This window comes from Actinacidiphila sp. bgisy145, assembly GCF_057708125.1.
In genome coordinates this window covers 100,377-118,437 of sequence record NZ_JBYIRL010000007.1, presented here as the reverse complement: position 1 = coordinate 118,437, position 18,061 = coordinate 100,377, and the positions used below count along the sequence as shown (strand labels likewise).

General features: G+C 73.7%; 14 protein-coding genes. 4 read left to right on the top strand and 10 right to left on the bottom strand.

Annotation, left to right across the window (positions count from 1 at the left end):
• Positions 1-55: 55 nt before the first annotated feature.
• Positions 56-2,959, top strand: coding sequence for a helix-turn-helix transcriptional regulator (locus AC3ERT_RS08815; protein ID WP_435173524.1), 2,904 nt, complete (start codon positions 56-58; stop codon positions 2,957-2,959).
• Between the two features lie 81 nt (positions 2,960-3,040).
• Here AC3ERT_RS08815 and AC3ERT_RS08810 read toward each other — a convergent pair whose 3' ends face one another.
• The 7 genes from AC3ERT_RS08810 to AC3ERT_RS08780 form a co-directional block, all read right to left on the bottom strand.
• Positions 3,041-4,702: a ricin-type beta-trefoil lectin domain protein gene (locus tag AC3ERT_RS08810; RefSeq protein ID WP_435173522.1), complete on the bottom strand. Its 1,662-nt coding sequence runs from the start codon at positions 4,700-4,702 to the stop codon at positions 3,041-3,043.
• A 268-nt stretch (positions 4,703-4,970) separates the two neighbouring features.
• On the bottom strand, positions 4,971-7,205 hold the full coding sequence (locus AC3ERT_RS08805; protein ID WP_435173559.1) for a glycoside hydrolase family 3 N-terminal domain-containing protein: 2,235 nt from the start codon (positions 7,203-7,205) through the stop codon (positions 4,971-4,973).
• Positions 7,206-7,276: 71 nt separating this feature from the next.
• The gene (locus tag AC3ERT_RS08800) at positions 7,277-9,211 is read right to left on the bottom strand and encodes a glycoside hydrolase 5 family protein (protein WP_435173520.1); all 1,935 of its coding nucleotides are present in this window, start codon (positions 9,209-9,211) and stop codon (positions 7,277-7,279) included.
• A 70-nt stretch (positions 9,212-9,281) separates the two neighbouring features.
• Positions 9,282-10,334, bottom strand: a complete 1,053-nt coding sequence (locus AC3ERT_RS08795; protein ID WP_435173518.1) for a LacI family DNA-binding transcriptional regulator — start codon at positions 10,332-10,334, stop codon at positions 9,282-9,284.
• Positions 10,331-11,158, bottom strand: a complete 828-nt coding sequence (locus AC3ERT_RS08790; RefSeq protein WP_435173517.1) for a carbohydrate ABC transporter permease — start codon at positions 11,156-11,158, stop codon at positions 10,331-10,333. The genes AC3ERT_RS08795 and AC3ERT_RS08790 overlap by 4 nt, the downstream gene beginning before the upstream one ends.
• 13 nt (positions 11,159-11,171) lie before the next feature.
• A complete protein-coding gene (locus AC3ERT_RS08785; RefSeq protein WP_435173515.1) occupies positions 11,172-12,119 on the bottom strand; it encodes a carbohydrate ABC transporter permease in 948 nt (315 codons plus the stop codon).
• Between the two features lie 109 nt (positions 12,120-12,228).
• A complete protein-coding gene (locus AC3ERT_RS08780; RefSeq protein ID WP_435130994.1) occupies positions 12,229-13,518 on the bottom strand; it encodes an ABC transporter substrate-binding protein in 1,290 nt (429 codons plus the stop codon).
• A gap of 363 nt (positions 13,519-13,881) precedes the next feature.
• Here AC3ERT_RS08780 and AC3ERT_RS08775 point away from each other — a divergent pair, with 363 nt between their 5' ends.
• The gene (locus AC3ERT_RS08775) at positions 13,882-14,559 is read left to right on the top strand and encodes a Type 1 glutamine amidotransferase-like domain-containing protein (protein ID WP_435131157.1); all 678 of its coding nucleotides are present in this window, start codon (positions 13,882-13,884) and stop codon (positions 14,557-14,559) included.
• 211 nt (positions 14,560-14,770) lie between these two features.
• Here AC3ERT_RS08775 and AC3ERT_RS08770 read toward each other — a convergent pair whose 3' ends face one another.
• Together AC3ERT_RS08770 and AC3ERT_RS08765 are read right to left on the bottom strand one after the other, a co-directional pair.
• A complete protein-coding gene (locus AC3ERT_RS08770) occupies positions 14,771-15,220 on the bottom strand; it encodes a DUF2267 domain-containing protein (RefSeq protein WP_435130996.1) in 450 nt (149 codons plus the stop codon).
• A 174-nt stretch (positions 15,221-15,394) separates the two neighbouring features.
• On the bottom strand, positions 15,395-15,823 hold the full coding sequence (locus AC3ERT_RS08765; RefSeq protein ID WP_335976890.1) for an Hsp20/alpha crystallin family protein: 429 nt from the start codon (positions 15,821-15,823) through the stop codon (positions 15,395-15,397).
• Between the two features lie 145 nt (positions 15,824-15,968).
• On the opposite strand from AC3ERT_RS08765, the gene AC3ERT_RS08760 reads away from it, so the two are divergent.
• Together AC3ERT_RS08760 and AC3ERT_RS08755 are read left to right on the top strand one after the other, a co-directional pair.
• Positions 15,969-16,622 (top strand): type III effector protein, encoded by a 654-nt coding sequence (locus AC3ERT_RS08760; protein ID WP_435130999.1) that lies wholly within the window; start codon positions 15,969-15,971, stop codon positions 16,620-16,622.
• 33 nt (positions 16,623-16,655) lie between these two features.
• A complete protein-coding gene (locus AC3ERT_RS08755; protein ID WP_435173514.1) occupies positions 16,656-17,249 on the top strand; it encodes a GNAT family N-acetyltransferase in 594 nt (197 codons plus the stop codon).
• 67 nt (positions 17,250-17,316) lie between these two features.
• On the opposite strand, the gene AC3ERT_RS08750 is transcribed toward AC3ERT_RS08755, so the two are convergent.
• Positions 17,317-17,982, bottom strand: a complete 666-nt coding sequence (locus AC3ERT_RS08750; protein ID WP_435131004.1) for a TetR/AcrR family transcriptional regulator — start codon at positions 17,980-17,982, stop codon at positions 17,317-17,319.
• Positions 17,983-18,061: the final 79 nt, after the last annotated feature.

Sequence of the window (18,061 nt, the reverse complement as noted above, 5' to 3'; positions counted from 1 at the left end):
GGCGCAAGAACCCTTGCGAGACGCCGCAACGACCAACAGAGGGGTTCCCAGTAACATGCTGGAGCGCGACCAATGCCTCGATCAGCTGACCGAGCTGCTGGACCGATGCGCCGAGGGGAACGGCGCGACGGGTGTCATCAGCGGAGCGGTGGGCTTCGGGAAGACCACACTGCTGGAGGCCGTGGCGGCCAGAGCCGCGGCCCGCGGGTACATGGTGCTCGGCGCAGTCGGGTCCGTCGTCGAGAGCGCGATTCCGTACGCGGTGGTGGAGCAGCTCTTCCAGAGCGCCGAACTCGCCGGTACCGGCGCCGACATGCAGGCCCAGCTCCAACGAGCCCGGGAGGAGCAGGAGGAGACCGCGCACCTGCGGCCGGCGGCAGGGGCCGCCCAGACCTTGCAGGCCCTCCACGGGCTGCTCGCCGAACTCGGCGCCCGGCAGCCGGTGGTGCTGTGCGTCGATGACATCCAGCACGTCGACGCCGAGTCGCTGGCGTGCCTGCTGCACCTCATCCGGCGCTGCCGCCGCAACCCGGTGGCGATCCTGCTCACCCTCGGCCCGTCCGGGGCGGCCCCCTGCGCGGGGATACTCGCCGAGCTGGCCTGCCGGCCGGGCGTGGCCCACGTACGGCTGGGCGCGTTCGACGAGGAGGGCATGGCCCACCTGATAGCGGACCGGTTCGGCCCGGCCGCCGCCGAGCAGTACGCGCCCGGCTTCTACGCGATGAGCGGCGGCAATCCGCTGCTCGCCCAGGCCCTGGTCAGCGACCACACCGCCCGCCCGGCGCACCCCGAGACCGGCTACCACCAGGTCGCCGCGGACCTGTTCCGCGAGGCGTCGGTGGCCTGCACCCGCCGCAGCGGCCTGCACGGCCTGCGGGTGGCCCGCGGGCTGGCGATCGCCAACGGCGCCGGTTCGACGGGGCTGCTCGCCCAGCTCGTCGGGCTGGAGAAGTGCGAGGTCGACGCGGCGATGAAGATCCTCACCGAGTCCCGGCTGATCGAGGGGCTGCGCTTTAGGCACCCGGCGATCCGCTCGGCGGTCCTGGACAACATGTCGGCCACCGACCGGGCCCGGCTGCACCACCGCGTCGCCGGGCTGCTGCGCAACGACGGCGCGCCCGTCATCGTGGTCGCCCAGCACCTGATAGCGGCGGGCGCGGTGGAGGACGAGTGGGCGCCGCGGTTCTTGATGGACGCGGCCGACCAGGCGCTGCGCGAGGACCGGGTCGCGCTGGCGGAGCAGTGCCTGCAACTGGCCGACAACTGCTGCCACGACCGGCGCAAGAGCCATGTCATCAAGGCGAACCTGGCGCGGATCAAGTGGCGCGACCAGCCCGAGGCCGCCGCGCGGATCATGCTGTCGCTGGTGGGGCCGGCCAGGAGCGGGGACCTGCCGGGCGCGCTGCGGCTGAAGGTCGCGAACCGGCTGCTGGTGCAGGGCCGGGTCGCCGACGCCGTCGAGATCATGGCGCCGCTGTACGCCGAGGCCGCCGCCCCCGGTCCGGCGGCGCAGGCACCCGCGGCGCAGGCACCCGGACCGGCGCCGCACCGTGCCGCCGCCCAGCACCACGCCCCCGCGGCGCCCGCGACCGCGCCGGGCCGCGTACCGGCACAGCAGCCGGTCCCGGCGCGGCCGCTCGCGCTGGAACTGGACGTGACCCGGCTGTGGCTGGCGTTCACCTACCCCGGGGTGCACCAGCAACTGGTCGGCGACCTGCCGGCCGGGCGGCACCGGCCCCCGCCCTCGCACCAGATCGGCCGCCCCCGGCTGTCCGCGATCCACACGCTGTGGGCGGTGCTGACCCGCGGCGCCGACGACGTGCTGGTCGCCGAGGCGGAGCGGGTGCTCCAGCACCTCCAGGTCGAGGACGACACCATCAGCTCGCTCAACTCCGCGATGGCCGCCCTGGTATACGCCGACCGGCTGGAGTCGGCGGCCGTCTGGTGCGGCCGGCTGCGGACGGCCGCGACCGAGCGCCACGCCCCGACCTGGCACGCCCAGTTCACCTCGACGCGGGCGCTGATCGCGCTGCGCCGGGGCGCGCTGCGCAGCGCCGCGGAGTCGGCCGAGGCCGCGCTGCGCAGCATGTCGGTGGAGGCGTGGGGCGTGGAGATCGGCATGCCGCTGGCCACCGCGATCGAGGCCAGGACCGCGATGGGCGACCACGCGGCCAGCGCCGAACTGGTCAACACCCCGGTCCCACCGGGCCTGTTCGGGACCCGTTTCGGGCTGCACTACCTGTACGCGCGCGGCCGCCACTACCTGGCCACCGGCTACCACGACGCGGCGCTCGCGGACTTCGTCCAGTGCGGGGAGAAGGCCCAGGCGTGGGACCTGGACTCGCCGACGCTGGCGCCGTGGCGGACCGGCGCGGTCGAGGTGTGGCTCCAGCGCGGGCAGCGGGAGCGCGCGAGCCGGCTCGCCGACGAGCACCTGGCGCTGGTGCGGCGCGGCCAGCGCCGCACCCTCGGGGTCGCGCTGCGGGTCCAGGCCACCACCCGGCCGGTCGCGCAGCAGGCCCAACTCCTGGGCAGCGCCGTGGACATGCTCCAGTCCGCGGGCGACGACTACGAGTTGGCGCTGACCCTGGTCGAGCTGTGCCGCACCCACCAGCGGCAGGGCGCCGCCGCGCAGGCCCGGCTGCTGGTCCGGCAGGCGTGGCGGATGGCCGGGGAGTGCGGCGCCGAAGGGCTGTGCTCCTCGCTGATGCCGAAGTCCGTCGGCGCGGTACCGGCGGAGCAGCCGCGCAGCCTGCCCCCGGCCGACGACGTGGTCACCAACGTGCTGTCCGAGGCGGAGCTGCGGGTCTGCTCGCTGGCCGCCCGCGGCCACACCAACCGCGAGATATCCGACAAGCTCTTCGTCACCGTCAGCACCGTCGAGCAGCACCTCACCCGCGCCTACCGCAAACTCAACATACGCCACCGCCGCGAGCTGCCCGCCAGCCTCGCTTCCTGACCGCCCGCCGCCCGCCGCCGCTCACCGGCGCCGCCCCGCCCCTCCACGAGGAGCGGGGCGGCGCCGTACGGTGCCCGCGGATCAGGAGGGGAGGTGCCAGACCTGGGCGGAGGTGCCGTTGCAGGTCCAGATCTGGAGCTGGGTGCCCTCGGAGGTGGAGCTGCTGGGGTCGTCCAGGCACAGGCCGGAGTGCGGGTTGAGCAGGGACCCGTTGGACTGCGGCTGCCAGACCTGCGCGACGGTGCCGTTGCAGTCGTAGAGGTCGACGGTGGTGCCGGACGTGGTGCCGGCGTTGTTCACGTCCAGGCACTTGCCCAGCACCTGGAGGGTGTTGCCGGACGCGACGGTCCACTGCTGGGCGGCGCTGCCGTTGCAGTTCCAGATCTGGATCGGGTTGAAGTTCGCGGTGTTCGAGGAGCGGTCGTCCACGCACAGCGAGGAGGCGACGCCGGCGGTGATCGGGCCGGTCGCGGTGGCGCTGCCGCTGCCGTTGAACGCGCCGAGGCCGTTGGGCGTGCCGAGGCCGGTGGGGCCGTCGTAGCCGGTGGTCGCGTTGCACAGGTAGGAGGTGCTGCACGAGCCGTCGGAGCCGGACGTCACGTCGTTGAGCGCGCCCGCGTGGCTGTAGAGGACGGACGCCGCGGAGGTGCTGGGTGCCCCGGCCAGCGCGTAGGTGGCGGCGATGATCGGGGAGGAGGCGCTGGTGCCGCCGACCACGAACCAGCCGCCCTCGCCGTAGGTGTCGTAGACGGCCACGCCGGTGGCGGGGTCGGCGACCGCGGAGACGTCGGCGACGGTCCGGTTGCCGCCGCACCCGGTGTCGGTCTGCCAGGTCGGCTTGGACTCCCAGGACGAGCAGCCCGCGCCGGAGCCGGACCACGCGGTCTCCGACCAGCCGCGCGTGGTCCCGGAGTTCCGGTTCAAGGTGGTGCCGCCGGCGGCGACGACGTACTTGGAGGTGGCGGGGTAGCTCACGCCGTAGCCGCCGTCACCGGAGCTGGCGACGTCCACCACCCCGGCGTGGTTGAAGTCCGCGTCGGCGCCCGCGTCGCCCGAACCGTCGCCGGTGCCCCAGCTGTTGGAGATGAAATCGGCGCCGAGGGACACGGCGAGGTTCTGCGCCGCCTCCAGGTCGCCGGACTCGATCACCAGGATGTGGCACAGCGGGCACACCGCGGAGACCATGTCGACGTCGAGGGACGCCTCGACGCCCCACCCGGTGTCTCCGCTGGGGTAGTTGCTCTGCTGGCCGCTGCCGTTGACCTTGCGGAAGCAGCCGTTGGCCGTGGTGCACGCGGGCAGCCCGTACTGGGCGCGGTAGGTCGCCAGGTCCGACTCGAGGTTGGGGTTGTCGGCCAGTTCGGTGACGGCCACGGTGGCGCCGCCGCCCTTCGAGGCCGCGGCCGAGGCGAGGTTGTACGCCTGCTGGAGGTCGGAGGGGCCGTAGCCGGACGGCGTCGCGTGCGGCGACAGCGCGTTGTCGTGGAGCGCCTCGATGTCGGTGCGGACCAGTGCGTAGCAGACCGGGGCGCCGGGGTGCAGCGGCTTGGAACACGCGTGGTCGGTCGTCACCTGGCTGCTCGTCGTCTGGCCGGACGTCGCCTGGCCGGTCGTTGCCTGGGCGGTTGTCGCCTGGCCGGACGCGCCGGCCGGCGCGGCCAGGGCGTGGGCCGAGGCCGGCGACGCGGCGGCCAGTCCGGCCGCCGCGGCCAGCGCCAGCACCCACTGGGCGTATCTCTTCATGTCTCACCTGCTCGTGTGAGGGTGGTGGGGGAAACCGGCGGGGGCGGCGGCCCTTGGGCAGGGGCCGCCGGCCCCCGCCGGAAAGCGCTCTCCCCGCGAGCGGTGTCCGGAACGGAGGGGTGGGGCGGTGGTGCGGAGGGCCGCTTGGCAACGTTGTCGGATCGCAGGCGGCCGAGGCGGTGCGGTGGAGGTGTGCCGTGGGGGAGCGCTCATCGAAGTTAGCCACACGACATGCACGCGTCAATACGTCCGGCCGCCGGCACGGTCCTCAGGGCCGGGGCGCGGTGATCTCCAGGCAGGCGCCCTGCGTACGGGTGGCGCAGGGCCCGGTCTCCAGGGACACGGTGCCGGGCTCCACCCGCCAGGTGAGGCTGCGGTCGAGCGAGGCCAGGGTGTGCGCGCCGACCTCGAAGACCGCCTCGCCCTCGGCGCCCGGTGCGAGCAACACCCGTGTGAAGGCCCGCAGTTCGCGCACTCGCGGCCAGGACGAGCCCCCGGTCAGCCGGCGCAGGTAGAGCTGGACGGTCTCGTCGGCCGGGCGGCTGCCGACGTTGCGGACGGTGACCCGGCAGGTCAGCGTCGGCGCGTCGGCCCCGACGCTGCCGCACGACAGCCGCGGCGGACCGTAGCGGACCTCCGTGTAGGACAGGCCGTGCCCGAACGGGTAGCGGGGCAGATGGGTCTGGTCGACGTAGCCGCGGTAGCGGTGGTCCTTGCCGTTGTAGAAGACCGGGAGTTGGGCCGCCGAGCGGGGGACGGACACCGGCAGCCGCCCGCGCGGCTCGTGGACGCCGAAGAGCACCTCGGCGACCGCCCGCCCGCCGCGCGGCCCCGGGTACCAGGCGCTCAGCACGGCGGCGGCCCGGCCGTCGAGGTCGGGCAGCGCGTGCGGACGGCCCTGGACCAGGACCACCACGACCGGCGTCCCCGTCGCCGACACCGCGTCCAGCAGCGCCAGTTGGCCGGCCGGCAGCGCCAGGTCCGCGAGGTCGACGCCCTCGCCGCACGTCATGCCGGGCGCGGCGCCGGAGGAGACCACGGCCGCGCCGTTGTCGTCGAAGGCGGTGCCGGCGGACCGGGCGCTGGAGCCGCCCAGCACCAGCACCGCCACGTCCGCGCCGGCCGCGAGCGCTGCGGCTTCGGGCACCTCGGAGACGTCGTCCCCGACCAGGGCGCAGCCGCGCGCGTAGCTCACCTCGGTGCCGGGCGCGGCCGCCGCACGGATGCCCTGGAGGACCGTGATGCCGCTGCCCGGCCGCTGCGGCGCGGTGTAGTCGCCGATCTGCTGCTCGACGCGGTCCGCGTTCGGGCCGAGCACCGCGATCCGGCCGGTGGCCGGGGACAGCGGGAGGACGGCGCCGTCGTGCGCCAGCAACGTGAGCGACGCCCGGGCGATCCGCTCGCCCACCTCAGCGGCAGACGGACGCGGCCCGGCGGCGTACGGGCCCGCGCCGGTGGACGTGCCGCCGGCTGGCGCACCCGCCTGCTCGAACAGCCCGAGCCGGAACTTCAGCGTCAGCACCCGCGCCACCGCCGCGTCCAACGCGGCCTGCGCCACGAGCCCTTGCTCCACCGCCTCGCCGAGCCGCGCGAAGCAGGCGTCCCACAGGCTCAGGTCGCAGCCGGCGTCCAGCGCGAGCGACGCGGCCGCCACCGGGTCCCCGGTCAGCCGCACCAGCCGGTCGACGGCCCCGCCGTCGGCCATCACGATCCCCTCGAACGCCCAGCGCTCCCGCAGGACTTCGGTGAGCAGGTAGCGGCTGGCGACGCACGGCAGCCCATCGAACTCGTTGTACGCCGCCATCACCCCGCTCGCACCGGCCGCCACCCCGGCGCGCGCCGCCACGAGATGGATCTCGTGCAGCTCGCGCGCGCCCAGCTCCGTCGCCGCGCTGTTGCGCCCGCCGAGCGTCGCGCCCTGCCCGGCGAAGTGCTTCAGCACCACGCCGACCCCGGCCCGCCCGGTCCCGTCCACCAGCGCCTCGGTCAGCCGCGCGGCCAGGTGCGGGTCCTCCCCGAAGCACTCCTCGGCGCGCCCCCAGCGCGGGTCGCGCACCAGGTCCAGCGCGGACACCAGCGCCAGGTGAGCGCCCCGGGACCGCAGTTCGGCGCCCGCCGCTGCCGCCGCCTGCGCGTACAGCTCCGGGTCGAAGGTCGCGCCCACCGCGAGGTTGACCGGCAGCACGCTGCCGTCCAGGGCCTGGTGGCCGTGCGGCATCTCCTCCACCAGCAGCACCGGGATGCCCAGCCGGGTGTGCTCCCGCACGTGCCGCTGCACCTGCTCGGCCATCGCCGCGCCCGCGGCCGCGTCGAGCCCGTCGTCGAAGCCGACCCCGGACCAGGGGTCGGCCCGCTGCAACCCGTACAGCGCGCCCATCCCGCCGAAGGCGGCGACCTCGGCGCGGAACGCGGCCGTCAGCCGGTGCCCGCCGCCGGCCCGCTCGTAGGCGTCCCAGCCGTACATCCGCTGGTTGACCTGGCCGACCTTCTCCGCGAGCGTCATCCGGCCCAGCAGGTCGCGCACCCGCTCGGGGACCGGCGCGGCCGGGTCGAGGTAGCGCGGGCCGGGGCGCGTCACCGCAGCTCCAGCACGGCGACCCCGTACGCGTCCAGCGCCACGTCCGCCACGGCCGCGCCGTCGTGCAGGCCGTGCAGGGTGCCCTCGGCGGCCGGGCGCACCGTCAGCGGCTCGGCGCTCTGGCTGACCAGCCACACGAACCGGCGGCCGTCCTCGTGCACCAGCACGTCCGCGCTGACCCGCGGGTCGGCCACGGTCACCGGCCGCCGCACGCCCGCGACCCGCGCCAGCGCCGCGTACAGCCGGTGGGTGTCCTCGGGGTTGGCGTGCGCGGTGCGGGCCGCCATGTGCTCCAGCGGGTAGGTGGCCAGCACCGTACGGCCCGCGCCGGTCTCGCGGACGACCAGCGCCGGGCGGCCGTGCGCGTCCACCGCCACCACCCGGCCGGTACGCGGCTCCACCGGCAGGTAGGCGCGGCTGTCCTCGTTGCCGGCGACCGGGAAGCGCAGCACCTCGCCCGCCGGAAGGTCCCCGAACGGCTCGGTGAACGTCATCTCCAGCACGGCGTCCTCGATCGGCTCGGCCACCCCGTAGGACAGCTGGAGCTCCACCCCGAACAGCCCGTCCAGGTCGTCGAACCACGGGCCGCGGGTCGCCGGGTGCTCCCCGGAGCAGAAGGACAGGTAGACCGTCGCGCCCGCCTCGGCCCGGGCGGCCAGCTCCCGGCGGGTGCGGGTGGTCAGCTGCCGGGTGGCGGGCAGCAGGTACAGCGCGGCCTGCCCGGGCAGGTGGTCGGCCTCCCGCAGGAAACCCACCGCCAGGTCGGCGGCGCGCGCGGTGACGTAGCCCTGGTGCAGCGAGGTGAAGATCAGCGGCCGGTCGGCGGGCCGGCTGTAGGGGTAGCCGCGCTCCAGGAACGCCGGCACCACGAAGGCGGCGTCGGCGTCGGCGCGGGAGCAGCGCGCGAAGTCCACCGCCTTGAGCACGCCGGCGAACGCGGCCAGCTCCCGCAGCGGCTCCTTCGGCGCGCCCGTCGCGTCCGTGATGCCGAAGTGCATCTCGAACGGGTGGTGGTCGTAGGGCGAACGGTCCCACAGGCCGTCGTAGTCGGTGTTGTTCCAGGCCATCCAGCCTGTCGCGCCGCCCAGCAGCGAGTTGTGCAGGGTCTGCCGGTAGTAGTGGCCCGCGTTGCGCGCCGAGACCGCGTCCGTGGACAGCCCGAACTCCTCCAGGACCACCGGCTGCCCGGTCACCGCCGCCAACTCGCACTCGAAGGCCGCGCGGTAGTGCTGCCGCGGCCGGTCGGTGTCGGAGCGGTACACGTGCGGGCCGACGAAGTCCACGTACTCGGCGGTCTCCCGCAGCGAGAACCCGTTGTCCCGGCCGGTCACCTCGATGCCCCAGGCCCCGTCGCCCAGCGACACCGGCTGGGTGGCGCCGGTGGCCCGCACCGCGTTGCACATCGCCTGCGCCCACGCGGTCACCACGTCCGAGGACGGCGGGTCGACCTGGTAGATCCGGCCGTAGCCGGGCATCTCGTTGGTGATCAGCCAGCCGGTGACCGCCGGGTGGTCCTTGAAGCGCCGCGCCATCCGCGACACGAACCACGCCTGCCGGCCGACCATCCACACGTCCTCGTACAGGTCGCGGCCGCCGCGCCAGACCGGGTCCCAGTTCTCCCCGGACATGTGGCCGACGATGAAGGTGGGCACGGTGCCCATGCCCGCCTCCCGGTGCGCGTCGAGGAAGTCCTCGAAGCGGGCGCAGCACTCCTCGTCGATCCGGTGCGGCTCGGGGTGGAAGTCCGGCCAGTAGAAGAAGGAGCGGGTCGTGTTCAGCCCGTGCTCGGCCAGGACCCGCAGCTCCTCGCGCACGGTCTTCGGGTCGTAGTCCCGCCACATCAGCGGACCGCCGGTGCGGGACCAGAAGTTGGCGCCGAGCCAGGGCAGGACGTCGGGCTGGTGGGTGAGCTGGGCGCTGTGGCGTCGCATGGTCCTTCTCGGGGTGTTCGGGATCGGGTGGAGCGGTGGAGCAGTGGAGCGGTGGTGCGGTGGTGCGGGCTCAGGCGGGGCGGCCGGGGGCCGGGCCGGTGGACGCGCGGACCACCAGGCGGGGCAGTCCGGTCAGGGCCGTCCCCTCGACGTCCTCGCCGCACAGCGACAGCAGCAGCCGGGCGGCGGCCGCGCCCACCTGCTGCACCTGCTGGTCGACGGTGGTCAGCCGCGGGTGCAGCCAACTGCCCAGCGGCAGGTTGTCGTAGCCGACGACCGACAGGTCCGCCGGCACGCGCAGTCCGGCCCGCTGCGCGGTGCCGATGCCGCACACGGCCATCGAGTCGTTGGCGTAGACGACGGCCGTCGGCCGGTCGCGGGCGCGAAGCAGCGCCTCGGTCGCGCCGACCGCCATCCGCTCGCTGAAGTCGGTGTGCAGCACCGCGAACGGCCGCAGCCCCGCGGCGGTCAGCGACTGCTCGAAGGCGGCCCGGCGCAGCCGGGTGTGCTGGAGCTCGGGCGGCCCCGCCACATAGGCGACCCGCCGGTGCCCCAGGCCGAGCAGGTGCTCGACCGCCGCCGCGACCCCCACCCCCTGGTCGCTCAACCCCACCCGCGGCACCACGGCCGTGTCGTCGGGGGAGCCGAGCAGCACCGCGGGCAGCCGCAGCCGCGCCAGCAGCGCCGGCCGGGCGTCCTCGTCGCGGGCGTCGGTCAGCACCGCGCCGTCCACCCGGCCCTCGGCGGCCAGCCGCTCGTACAGCGCGTTCTCCTCGCGCAGCCCGCTGACCAGGTGCAGCAGCAGGCCGTAGCCGCGCGGCGCGAGTTCGCCCTCGATACCGGTGATCAGCTCGCTGAAATGCGGGTCGGCGCCCAGCACGTCGGTGGGGCGGCGCACGACCAGGGCGAGGCTGCGGGTGCGCGCGTTGCGCAGCGCCGCCGCCGGGGCGCTGGGCGACCAGCCCAGCTCCGCGGCCGCGGCGAGGATACGGCGCCGGGTCGGCTCGGACAGCCGGCCCTTGTGGTTGAACGCCTGGGAGACCGCGGCCGTGGACACCCCGGCCGCGGCGGCCACCGCCTTGATGGTCGGCCGCCGCGGCGCCCGTCCGGTGGGCGCGGTCACATCTTCACCGCGCCGCTGACCAGCGCCTGCTGCATCCGCCGCTGGAGGACGGTGTACACCACCCACACCGGTATGAGCGTCAGGACGGTGCCCGCGGTCAGCACGCCGTAGTCGGTGCCGGTGATCGACTGGAGCGTGGGCAGCGCCACCTGCACGGTGCGCTGCGAGGGGTCGGGGCCGATGATCACCAGCGAGTACAGGTACTCGTTCCAGAACGTCAGGAAGTTCAGCAGCAGCACCGTCGCGATGCCCGGCAGGCACATCGGCGTGTAGATGTGCCGCAGCACCGCGAACGTGGACGCCCCGTCCAGCCGGGCGGCCTCCTCCATCTCCGGCGGGATGGTCCGCATGAACTGCACCAGCACCACCACCGACAGCGGCAGCGCGGTCGCCGGCAGGAACAGCACCATGAACGTGCGGGTGTGGAAGAGCCCGGTGGCCGCCGCCAGCAGGAACGTCGGGAACAGCGCGGCGAAGGTGGGGATCAGGAACCCGAGCGAGAACACCTTCTCGATCACCCCGGCCGCCCGGCCGGTGGAGCGGGCCAGCGCGAACGCCGCGGGTACCGCCAGCAGCAGCGTCAGCGCCAGCGCGAAGAGCGTCACCAGGCCGGAGTTGGCCACCGCCAGCCCCAGGTGGCCCGTCCTGTACGCGGTGGTGAAGTTGTGCGGCCCCAGCGACTTCGGCAGCGCGAACGGATGGGCGAAGATGGCGTCGTTGCTCTTGAACGCCGACGCGAGGAAGTAGTACAGCGGGACGACGAGCAGCACCGCGTACGTCCACACCAGGATGTGCGCCGGGAGCCAGCGCTTGCCGAACTTCATGGCTCAGGTCCGATCAGTAGGTCTGGCGGAAGACGCGGCGGATGGCCAGCAGCCCGACCAGCCCGGTCAGGAACAGGAACACCCCGACGGTCTGGCTGTAGCCGAGGTCCGAGGCGATGAACGCCTTCTGGTAGACGAGGAAGGACAGCGTCGTGGACGACGTCCCCGGCCCGCCCTGCGTCAGCAGCAGCACGTGCTGCGCGGAGCCGAAGAGCGTCCACAGGAACTGGAGCATCGTCACGACGCCCACGTAGTCGCGGATCACCGGGAAGTGGATCGTCCACATCGTCCGCCAGTGCCCGGCCCCGTCCAGCTGCGCGGCCTCGCCCAGTTCGTCCGGCACGCTGCTCAGCCGGGCCGCGAAGAGCACCGCGGTGAAGCCGATGCCGCCCCAGACGTCCAGCGCGATCAGGCAGGCCAGCGCCGTCGAGGGCGACGCCAGCCAGGCGTCCGTCAGCGACCCCAGCCCGACGTCCTTCAGCGCCCCGTTGAGCAGGCCGTCCGGCGACAGCGCCGCGTAGAAGACCATCGCCTTCGCCGGCGTCGATATCAGCCCCGGGATGAAGAGCAGGTAGCGGATGACGCGGTGCCCGGGCGGGCGCTGGGCCACGTAGTAGCCGAGCATGTACGCGCACACGATCATCACCGGGACCGCGACCGCCAGTTGGATCGCGGTGTTGGACACCGCGTCCCAGAACGTCGGGTCGTGCACGACGGTGCGGACGTTGCCGAACCCGGCGAAGGAGACCGGCTGGAGCATGCCCGGCCAGCGCAGGGCCGCGATGACGAAGATCGCGAGCATCGGCCCGACCATGAAGACCAGGTACCAGACCAGCGCCGGCACGGCGAGCACGGTGCCGCCCTGCCGAGGCGTGCGGCGCCCGGAGGCGGGGGCCGGGACCCGTCGGCGGGGTCGGCGGGTGGAGGCACCGCCGTCCGGTGTCGTCGTCAGCGTCGTCATGCGGTGACTCCCGGGGTCGGGTCGGCGGAGCAGGGACGGGGGTGGGCGCAGGGGCCGGGGCGTGTGCCGGGGTGGGCGCGGGCGGGGGCCGGGCCTGCGGTGCGGCGGTTCATGCGGACCGGTACGCGGACTCGAGCGCGGCACGCACCTTCGCCGGGCTCGTCCCGCGCGTGAAGGAGGTGCTGGTCGCGGTGATCAGCGGCTGGGTCGCGGCCGGCGGCACGAACACGTCGGGCAGCAGCACCTCGCTCACCGTGGAGCCGAGCCGCTGCGCGGCGGCCACCAGCGGGAAGCCCTTGCTCACGGTGTCCGTACGCACCGCCATGTCCCGCCCCGCCTCGGTCACGAACCGTGAGACCGTGTCGGCGCTGTACATGAACCGCAGGAACTTCTCGACGTGCCCGATCTTGCGGACGCCGTTCGGGCTGATCCAGAAGCCGATCAGGGTGAACGCCCTGATGATCGTCGGCCGGTCGTGCGCCGCGCCCTCGGCCAGCGGCCAGCCGCCCACCTCCGTGTGCCGCGCGACGTCCGCCGGGACCTTCGCCAGCGCGGACGACATCGCCGACTGCGCGGCGGCCGCCTGCGTGTTGTACTGCGTCGACATGATGTCCGAGGTCAGCCCCTGCGCCTTGTCGGCGAAGACGCCCGCGTCCCGCAGCATCGTGAAGTACTCGATGCCCGCGCGGGCGCCCCGGCTGCCGAAGTCGCCGGTGGAGTACGCGTGCCGCGCTTCGTCTTCGGTCAGGAACGTCTGGATGATCTGCGCCAGCAGCTTCTGCCCGGTCCAGTCGTTGCCGCCGACCGTCACCGGGGCGATGCCCTTGGCCCGCAGCTTCCTGGCCGCGGCCATCAACTCGTCCCCGGTGGTGGGTACCGCGTCCACGCCCGCCTTGTCCAGCAGCGCCCGGTTGTAGGCGACCGGCCAGTTCGTGGCGAAGTACGGGAACGCCCGCAGCCGCCCCTTGCCGTCCGTCCACGCCGACAGCGCCGCGGGCAGCACCCGGTCGCGCAGCCCCCAGTCGTCGAGGTAGCCCTTGACGTCCACGGTGGCGTCGACGTCGGTCCAGGTCAGCGTCTTGTCGTACAGGTTGACCATGACGACGTCGGCTTCCTTGCGGGCCAGGCGCGAGGTCTCGTAGACCTGGCCCAGGTCGTCCCCGTTGATCAGGTTCTTCACCTTGATCCCCGGGTTCTGCCTGCGGAAGCGGTCCACGGCGGCCAGGTAGGTCGGCGAGCCCGTGGCGGTGGTGCCGAGCTGGGTGTGGACGACGAGGGTGTCCGGATCGGAGTCCGACGCGAACAGCGACGAACAACCGGACAGAGCGGGCAGCGCGGCAGCCGCAGCCAGACCGGAGCCGGCGGCGAGCAAACCGCGCCGGGTCAGCGATGAGCGCACAGCGTAGGTCTCCAACCAGGCGGTTAACGATTGGTTAATCGATGTACCTCGTGAGGTGCGAGGACTTTAAAGACCCGCGAAGCTCTGGTCAAGGGCTTGCGCCCGGCAACCGCCCCACCCGAGCAGCGCCCACCGCCCCGCACCCCGGTACGTGAAGGCGGGCCACGCCCGCGGCCTGGACGACCGCGCCCGGCGTCCCGGACCGCCCGTGCGGGGCCACCCTGCGCCAGCTCGGCCTCAGCCATGCCGAGGTCCGGCGTGTGCATGGTCCGGGTGCGGCCATGACATGGTGGCGCCTGTGACGTGTTGGCGAACGAACGGCTGGTTGCCGACGCGCGTGGTCAGCACTTCGGGAAGGACATGATGAAGCTTCTCCTCACCGACTCCGGCATCACGAACGAGAGCATCCAGGATGCGCTGGTCGGCCTGCTGGGTAAGCCGGTTGCCGAGTCCAGCGCCCTGTGCATCCCCACCGCGGGGTATGCGGGCCCCGGCGCCGATCCGGGCGGACCATGGCGATTCATCAGTGGACGATCTGCGAACCCGATGACCGCACTGGGGTGGAAGTCGGTGGGCGTGCTGGAACTCACCGCGCTGCCCAGCATCGAGGAAGCACTCTGGGTCTCCTGGGTCCAGGCGGCCGACGTCCTGCTGGTCAACGGTGGTGACGCGCTGTACCTGTGCCACTGGATGCGGCAGTCCGGGCTGGCCGAACTCCTGCCGTCGCTGCCCGACACGGTCTACGTGGGACTCAGCGCCGGGAGCATGGTGATGACCCCCCGTGTCGGCGAGGACTTCGTGGGCTGGAAGCCGCCCGCCGGCGGCGACAGCGCGCTGGGGGTGGTGGATTTCTCGATCTTCCCGCACCTGGATCACCCGGCCTGTCCGGAGAACACGACGGCTGCGGCGGAACGGTGGGCGGCCGGTATCGGGGGTCCCGCGTATGCGATTGACGAGCAGACCGCTATCAAGGTGGTAGACGGCGCCGTGGAAGTGGTCTCCGAAGGGCGCTGGAAGTCGTTCGAGGGCGCCCGCCAGTAGGCCATCGCAACTCGCCGCCTACCGGCCGACGTTCGTGAGCGACCCAGAAGTACGAGGTCGGGCGTGTCGACGAGAGCAGTCGGGTGGCGCCCGTTTGCACATCGAGCTCGCTGTCCTAGGCATGCCCCGGGGTCGGGGGGATGCGCCACGGCCCGCCCCCGCGCCCGCCCGGGGCCCCGGGAGAGGCCGGGGCCGGGGGGCGGGTGGGCGGTCAGGCGGCCTGGGTGAGGGGGGTGAGTTCGGCGCGGCCGAAGAGGAGGGCGTAGCCGCCCGGGAGTTGGCGCAGGATGCGGGTGAGGAGGTCCGGGCCGGCGAGGTCGGCGACGGTGGACAGTACGGAACCGGTGTCCCAGCGGGTGGTGGCCGGGCTCGCGCCCGCGCGGGTGGCCAGGTCCTTGACGAAGCCCCACCCGGTCAGGGGGTGGAGGTCGGGTACCTGGTTGCTGAGGACGCGGGCGGCCTCGAAGGGCAGGCGGGCGGCCAGTTCGACGCGCTCGTCGCCGGTCACCTGGCGGCCGAGCCCGGACAGGACGAGGCGGACGGCCTGCTCGGCGCGCTCCCGCGTGGGGTAGGCGCCCTCGTAGCGGACCCGCTCCAGCATCTGGTCGTACGTCATCGTCGCGGACGAGTCGTGGGGGAGCGGTGCATGCCGGTCGGACATCACTGCTGTGCGTGCCTTTCTGCGGTGATGGGGTGGTGGGGGCGGGGTGGTCCCGTGGTCCCGTGGTGAAGGGGGATGGCGCGGCGGGGCGGAGGACGGGCCGAAGGGGGGCGCGCGTCCGTCCTCCGCCGTCCTCCGCCGTTTCGGCCGCCGCGGCTGTCGGCGGCCCCGGCCTCAGCCGGCGATCTGCTTGCGGGAGCCGTCGCCGACAGCGACCTTGCGGGGCTTGGCCCGCTCGGCGATCGGGATGCGCAGCGTCAGCACCCCGGCCTCGTAGTCCGCCTGGATGCGCTCGGTGTCCAGGGTGTCGGCCAGCACGATCTGGCGGGAGAAGACGCCCAGCGGACGCTCGGAGAGGTCCATCTTCACGTCGTCGCTCTTCGAGGTGGGCCGGCGCTCGGCCCTGACCGTCAGCATGTTCCGCTCGACGTCGATGTCGATCGCCTCGGCGCTCACGCCCGGCAGGTCGAAGGACACCACGTACTCATCGCCTTCGCGGTAGGCGTCCATCGCCATCGCGGAGGGGCGGGACCAGGTACCCGGAGCGGTCAGCTGCTGGGCGAGCCGGTCGAGTTCGCGGAACGGGTCGGTGCGCATCAACATCGCGAAACACCTCCAGAAGGTTCGGGCAGTACCTGCCAATGCGCTTCAACGATTCCGTTGTACCATGTCATCCAATGGATGACAAACGTGGTGTCGTCGAAAGGATGACGCGCCGATGACACAGGGACCACAGGGAGAAGCGCCCATGCCGGAGACCGACCAACCGCCCCCGCCCGCCGACGAGCAGGGCCCCGCCTCCTTCCTCGCCGCCGCCGCGGCCCTGGAGGCCATCCGTGACGCGCTGCGCACCGCCCAGGACGAGGCGCCCGCCGCCTCCTGGCAGGGCACGGGCCCGGAACAGGCCCTGGCCTCCCTCCTCCTGCTGCGCCAGGTCAGGGAAGAGCTCGCCGGGTGGGAGACCGGCCTGATCGAGACCGCCCGCGGCGCCGGCGCCAGCTGGGCCGACCTCGCCCACCCGCTCGGCGTCGCCAGCCGCCAGGCCGCCGAGCGCCGCTACCTGCGCAACCGCCCCGGGCCGGCCGGCGCCACCGGGGAGCAGCGCGTCCAGGCCACCCGTGACCGCCGCGCCGCCGACCGCGCCACCGGCGTCTGGGCCCGGCGCAATGCGGCGGAGCTGCGCCGCATCGCCGGGCGGATCAGCGCGCTGACCGACCTCCCGGCCGCGGCCCGGCTCCCCCTCGGCCGGCTCGACGAGGCCCTCGCCCAGGACGACCCCGCCGCCCTCCTCGCCCCCCTGACCGCCGCCCGCCCCCACCTGGCCGACGGCCACCCCCGCCTCGCCGCACAACTCGACGACACCCTCACCGGAGCCACCGCGCCGATACCGAAACGCGGTTGAGCGCCCCCGCCCGGACCGTGCATCATCCGCCACGTGGACACGTATCTGGAGACCGAGCGCCTCGCGCTGCGCCGTTTCACCGCGGACGACGCCGACCTGCTGATCGAGCTGGACAGCGACCCCGCGGTGATGCGCTACCTGACCGGGGGCGAGGCGACCGCGCCGGAGACCGTGCGCGCACGGCACCTGCCGTCGATCGTCGACGGCTACGCGAAGTGGGGCGGCCAGCTCGGCCTGTTCGCCGCGTACGAGCGCGACGGCGGGGCGTTCGTCGGCTGGTTCTGCCTGCGCCCCGAGCCGGACGGCCCGCGGGAGGAGGCCGAACTCGGCTACCGGCTGCGGCAGTCGGCCTGGGGCCGGGGATACGCCACCGAGGGCTCGCGGGGCTTGCTGCGCAAGGGGTTCACCGCGCTGGGGCTGCGCATGGTGTGGGGCGAGACGATGGCCGTCAACCGCGGGTCGCGCGCGGTCATGGAGAAGGTCGGCATGACCCTCGCGGGGGCCCTCCCCACGCCTGCGAGCATGGCGGCGGTGGAGGGCGCCGAGCACGGCGGCGTACGGTACGAGATCACCCGGGCGCAGTGGCTGCGCCGCCGGCAGGACCCGGAAGCGCCCCTGACCAGGTGACGGGGAGGCCGTACCACCCCCCTCTTCCCCCGGACCGGGGCCGAACGGGTGCGGCGCGGGGCGGGGGTCAGGTGCGCGGCAGGATGCCCAGGAGCGCGGAGGTGAAGGAGGCCCGCAGGGCGTCGCGCAGTTCCAGGTGGAGCACGCCGAGCGCGGGTTCCTCCGCGTAAGCGGCGAGGAGGCTGGGGGGCGGCGGGACGTAGGCCGCCAGGGCGCCCGCCGAGACCAGGCCCATCAGGCAGAACAGCTGGGTGTCGTCGCCGAGTTCGGGCACGTGGCGGCGGACGAGTGCGGTCATGTCCGCGAGCCGCGCGAGGGAGGACCGCTTGTGCCGCTTGACGACCTCGACCGACACGTTGTGCTCCAGGACGCCGCCCTGGGCGCCGAAGAGGTCGCACAGCACTTTCCGGTCGGCCAGTGACCGGCTGAGGATCTCGGCCAGCCGGCCGGCCCGTGCGTCCGGTGCGGCGTCCGCCTCGATGCCCGCGGCCAGCTCGTCGGCCAGCTCGGCGAGCCAGCTGCCGAGGAAGTCGTCGAGCAGTTCGAGCAGCACCGCCTCGCGCGACTCGAAGTAGCGCAGGACGTTCGACTTGGCCAGGCCCACCCGCCGGCTGAGCTCATTGAGGCTCACCTCGGCAACGGGCATCTCGTCCAGCATTGCCGCCGCCGTGTCCAGGATCGCCCGGCGGCGGATCTCCCGCTGCTCCTCGCTCCTCGCCCGCTGAAAGGTCACGTCCTCAGCCTAGCTTGCAGACCGCCGGTCTCTTGACATGAGACCGGCGGTCTCTTACGTTGGCGGTGGTAACAGACCA

Bases quoted from the DNA above. Each gene is read 5' to 3' on its own strand.
- AC3ERT_RS08775 (WP_435131157.1), top strand. From the start codon at position 13,882: ATGAAGCTTCTCCTCACCGACTCCGGCATCACGAACGAGAGCATCCAG.
- AC3ERT_RS08765 (WP_335976890.1), bottom strand. From the start codon at position 15,823: ATGTTGATGCGCACCGACCCGTTCCGCGAACTCGACCGGCTCGCCCAG.
- AC3ERT_RS08810 (WP_435173522.1), bottom strand. From the start codon at position 4,702: ATGAAGAGATACGCCCAGTGGGTGCTGGCGCTGGCCGCGGCGGCCGGA.
- AC3ERT_RS08790 (WP_435173517.1), bottom strand. From the start codon at position 11,158: ATGAAGTTCGGCAAGCGCTGGCTCCCGGCGCACATCCTGGTGTGGACG.
- AC3ERT_RS08785 (WP_435173515.1), bottom strand. From the start codon at position 12,119: ATGACGACGCTGACGACGACACCGGACGGCGGTGCCTCCACCCGCCGA.
- AC3ERT_RS08760 (WP_435130999.1), top strand. From the start codon at position 15,969: ATGCCGGAGACCGACCAACCGCCCCCGCCCGCCGACGAGCAGGGCCCC.
- AC3ERT_RS08800 (WP_435173520.1), bottom strand. From the start codon at position 9,211: ATGCGACGCCACAGCGCCCAGCTCACCCACCAGCCCGACGTCCTGCCC.
- AC3ERT_RS08805 (WP_435173559.1), bottom strand. From the start codon at position 7,205: ATGACGCTCGCGGAGAAGGTCGGCCAGGTCAACCAGCGGATGTACGGC.
- AC3ERT_RS08815 (WP_435173524.1), top strand. From the start codon at position 56: ATGCTGGAGCGCGACCAATGCCTCGATCAGCTGACCGAGCTGCTGGAC.
- AC3ERT_RS08770 (WP_435130996.1), bottom strand. From the start codon at position 15,220: ATGTCCGACCGGCATGCACCGCTCCCCCACGACTCGTCCGCGACGATG.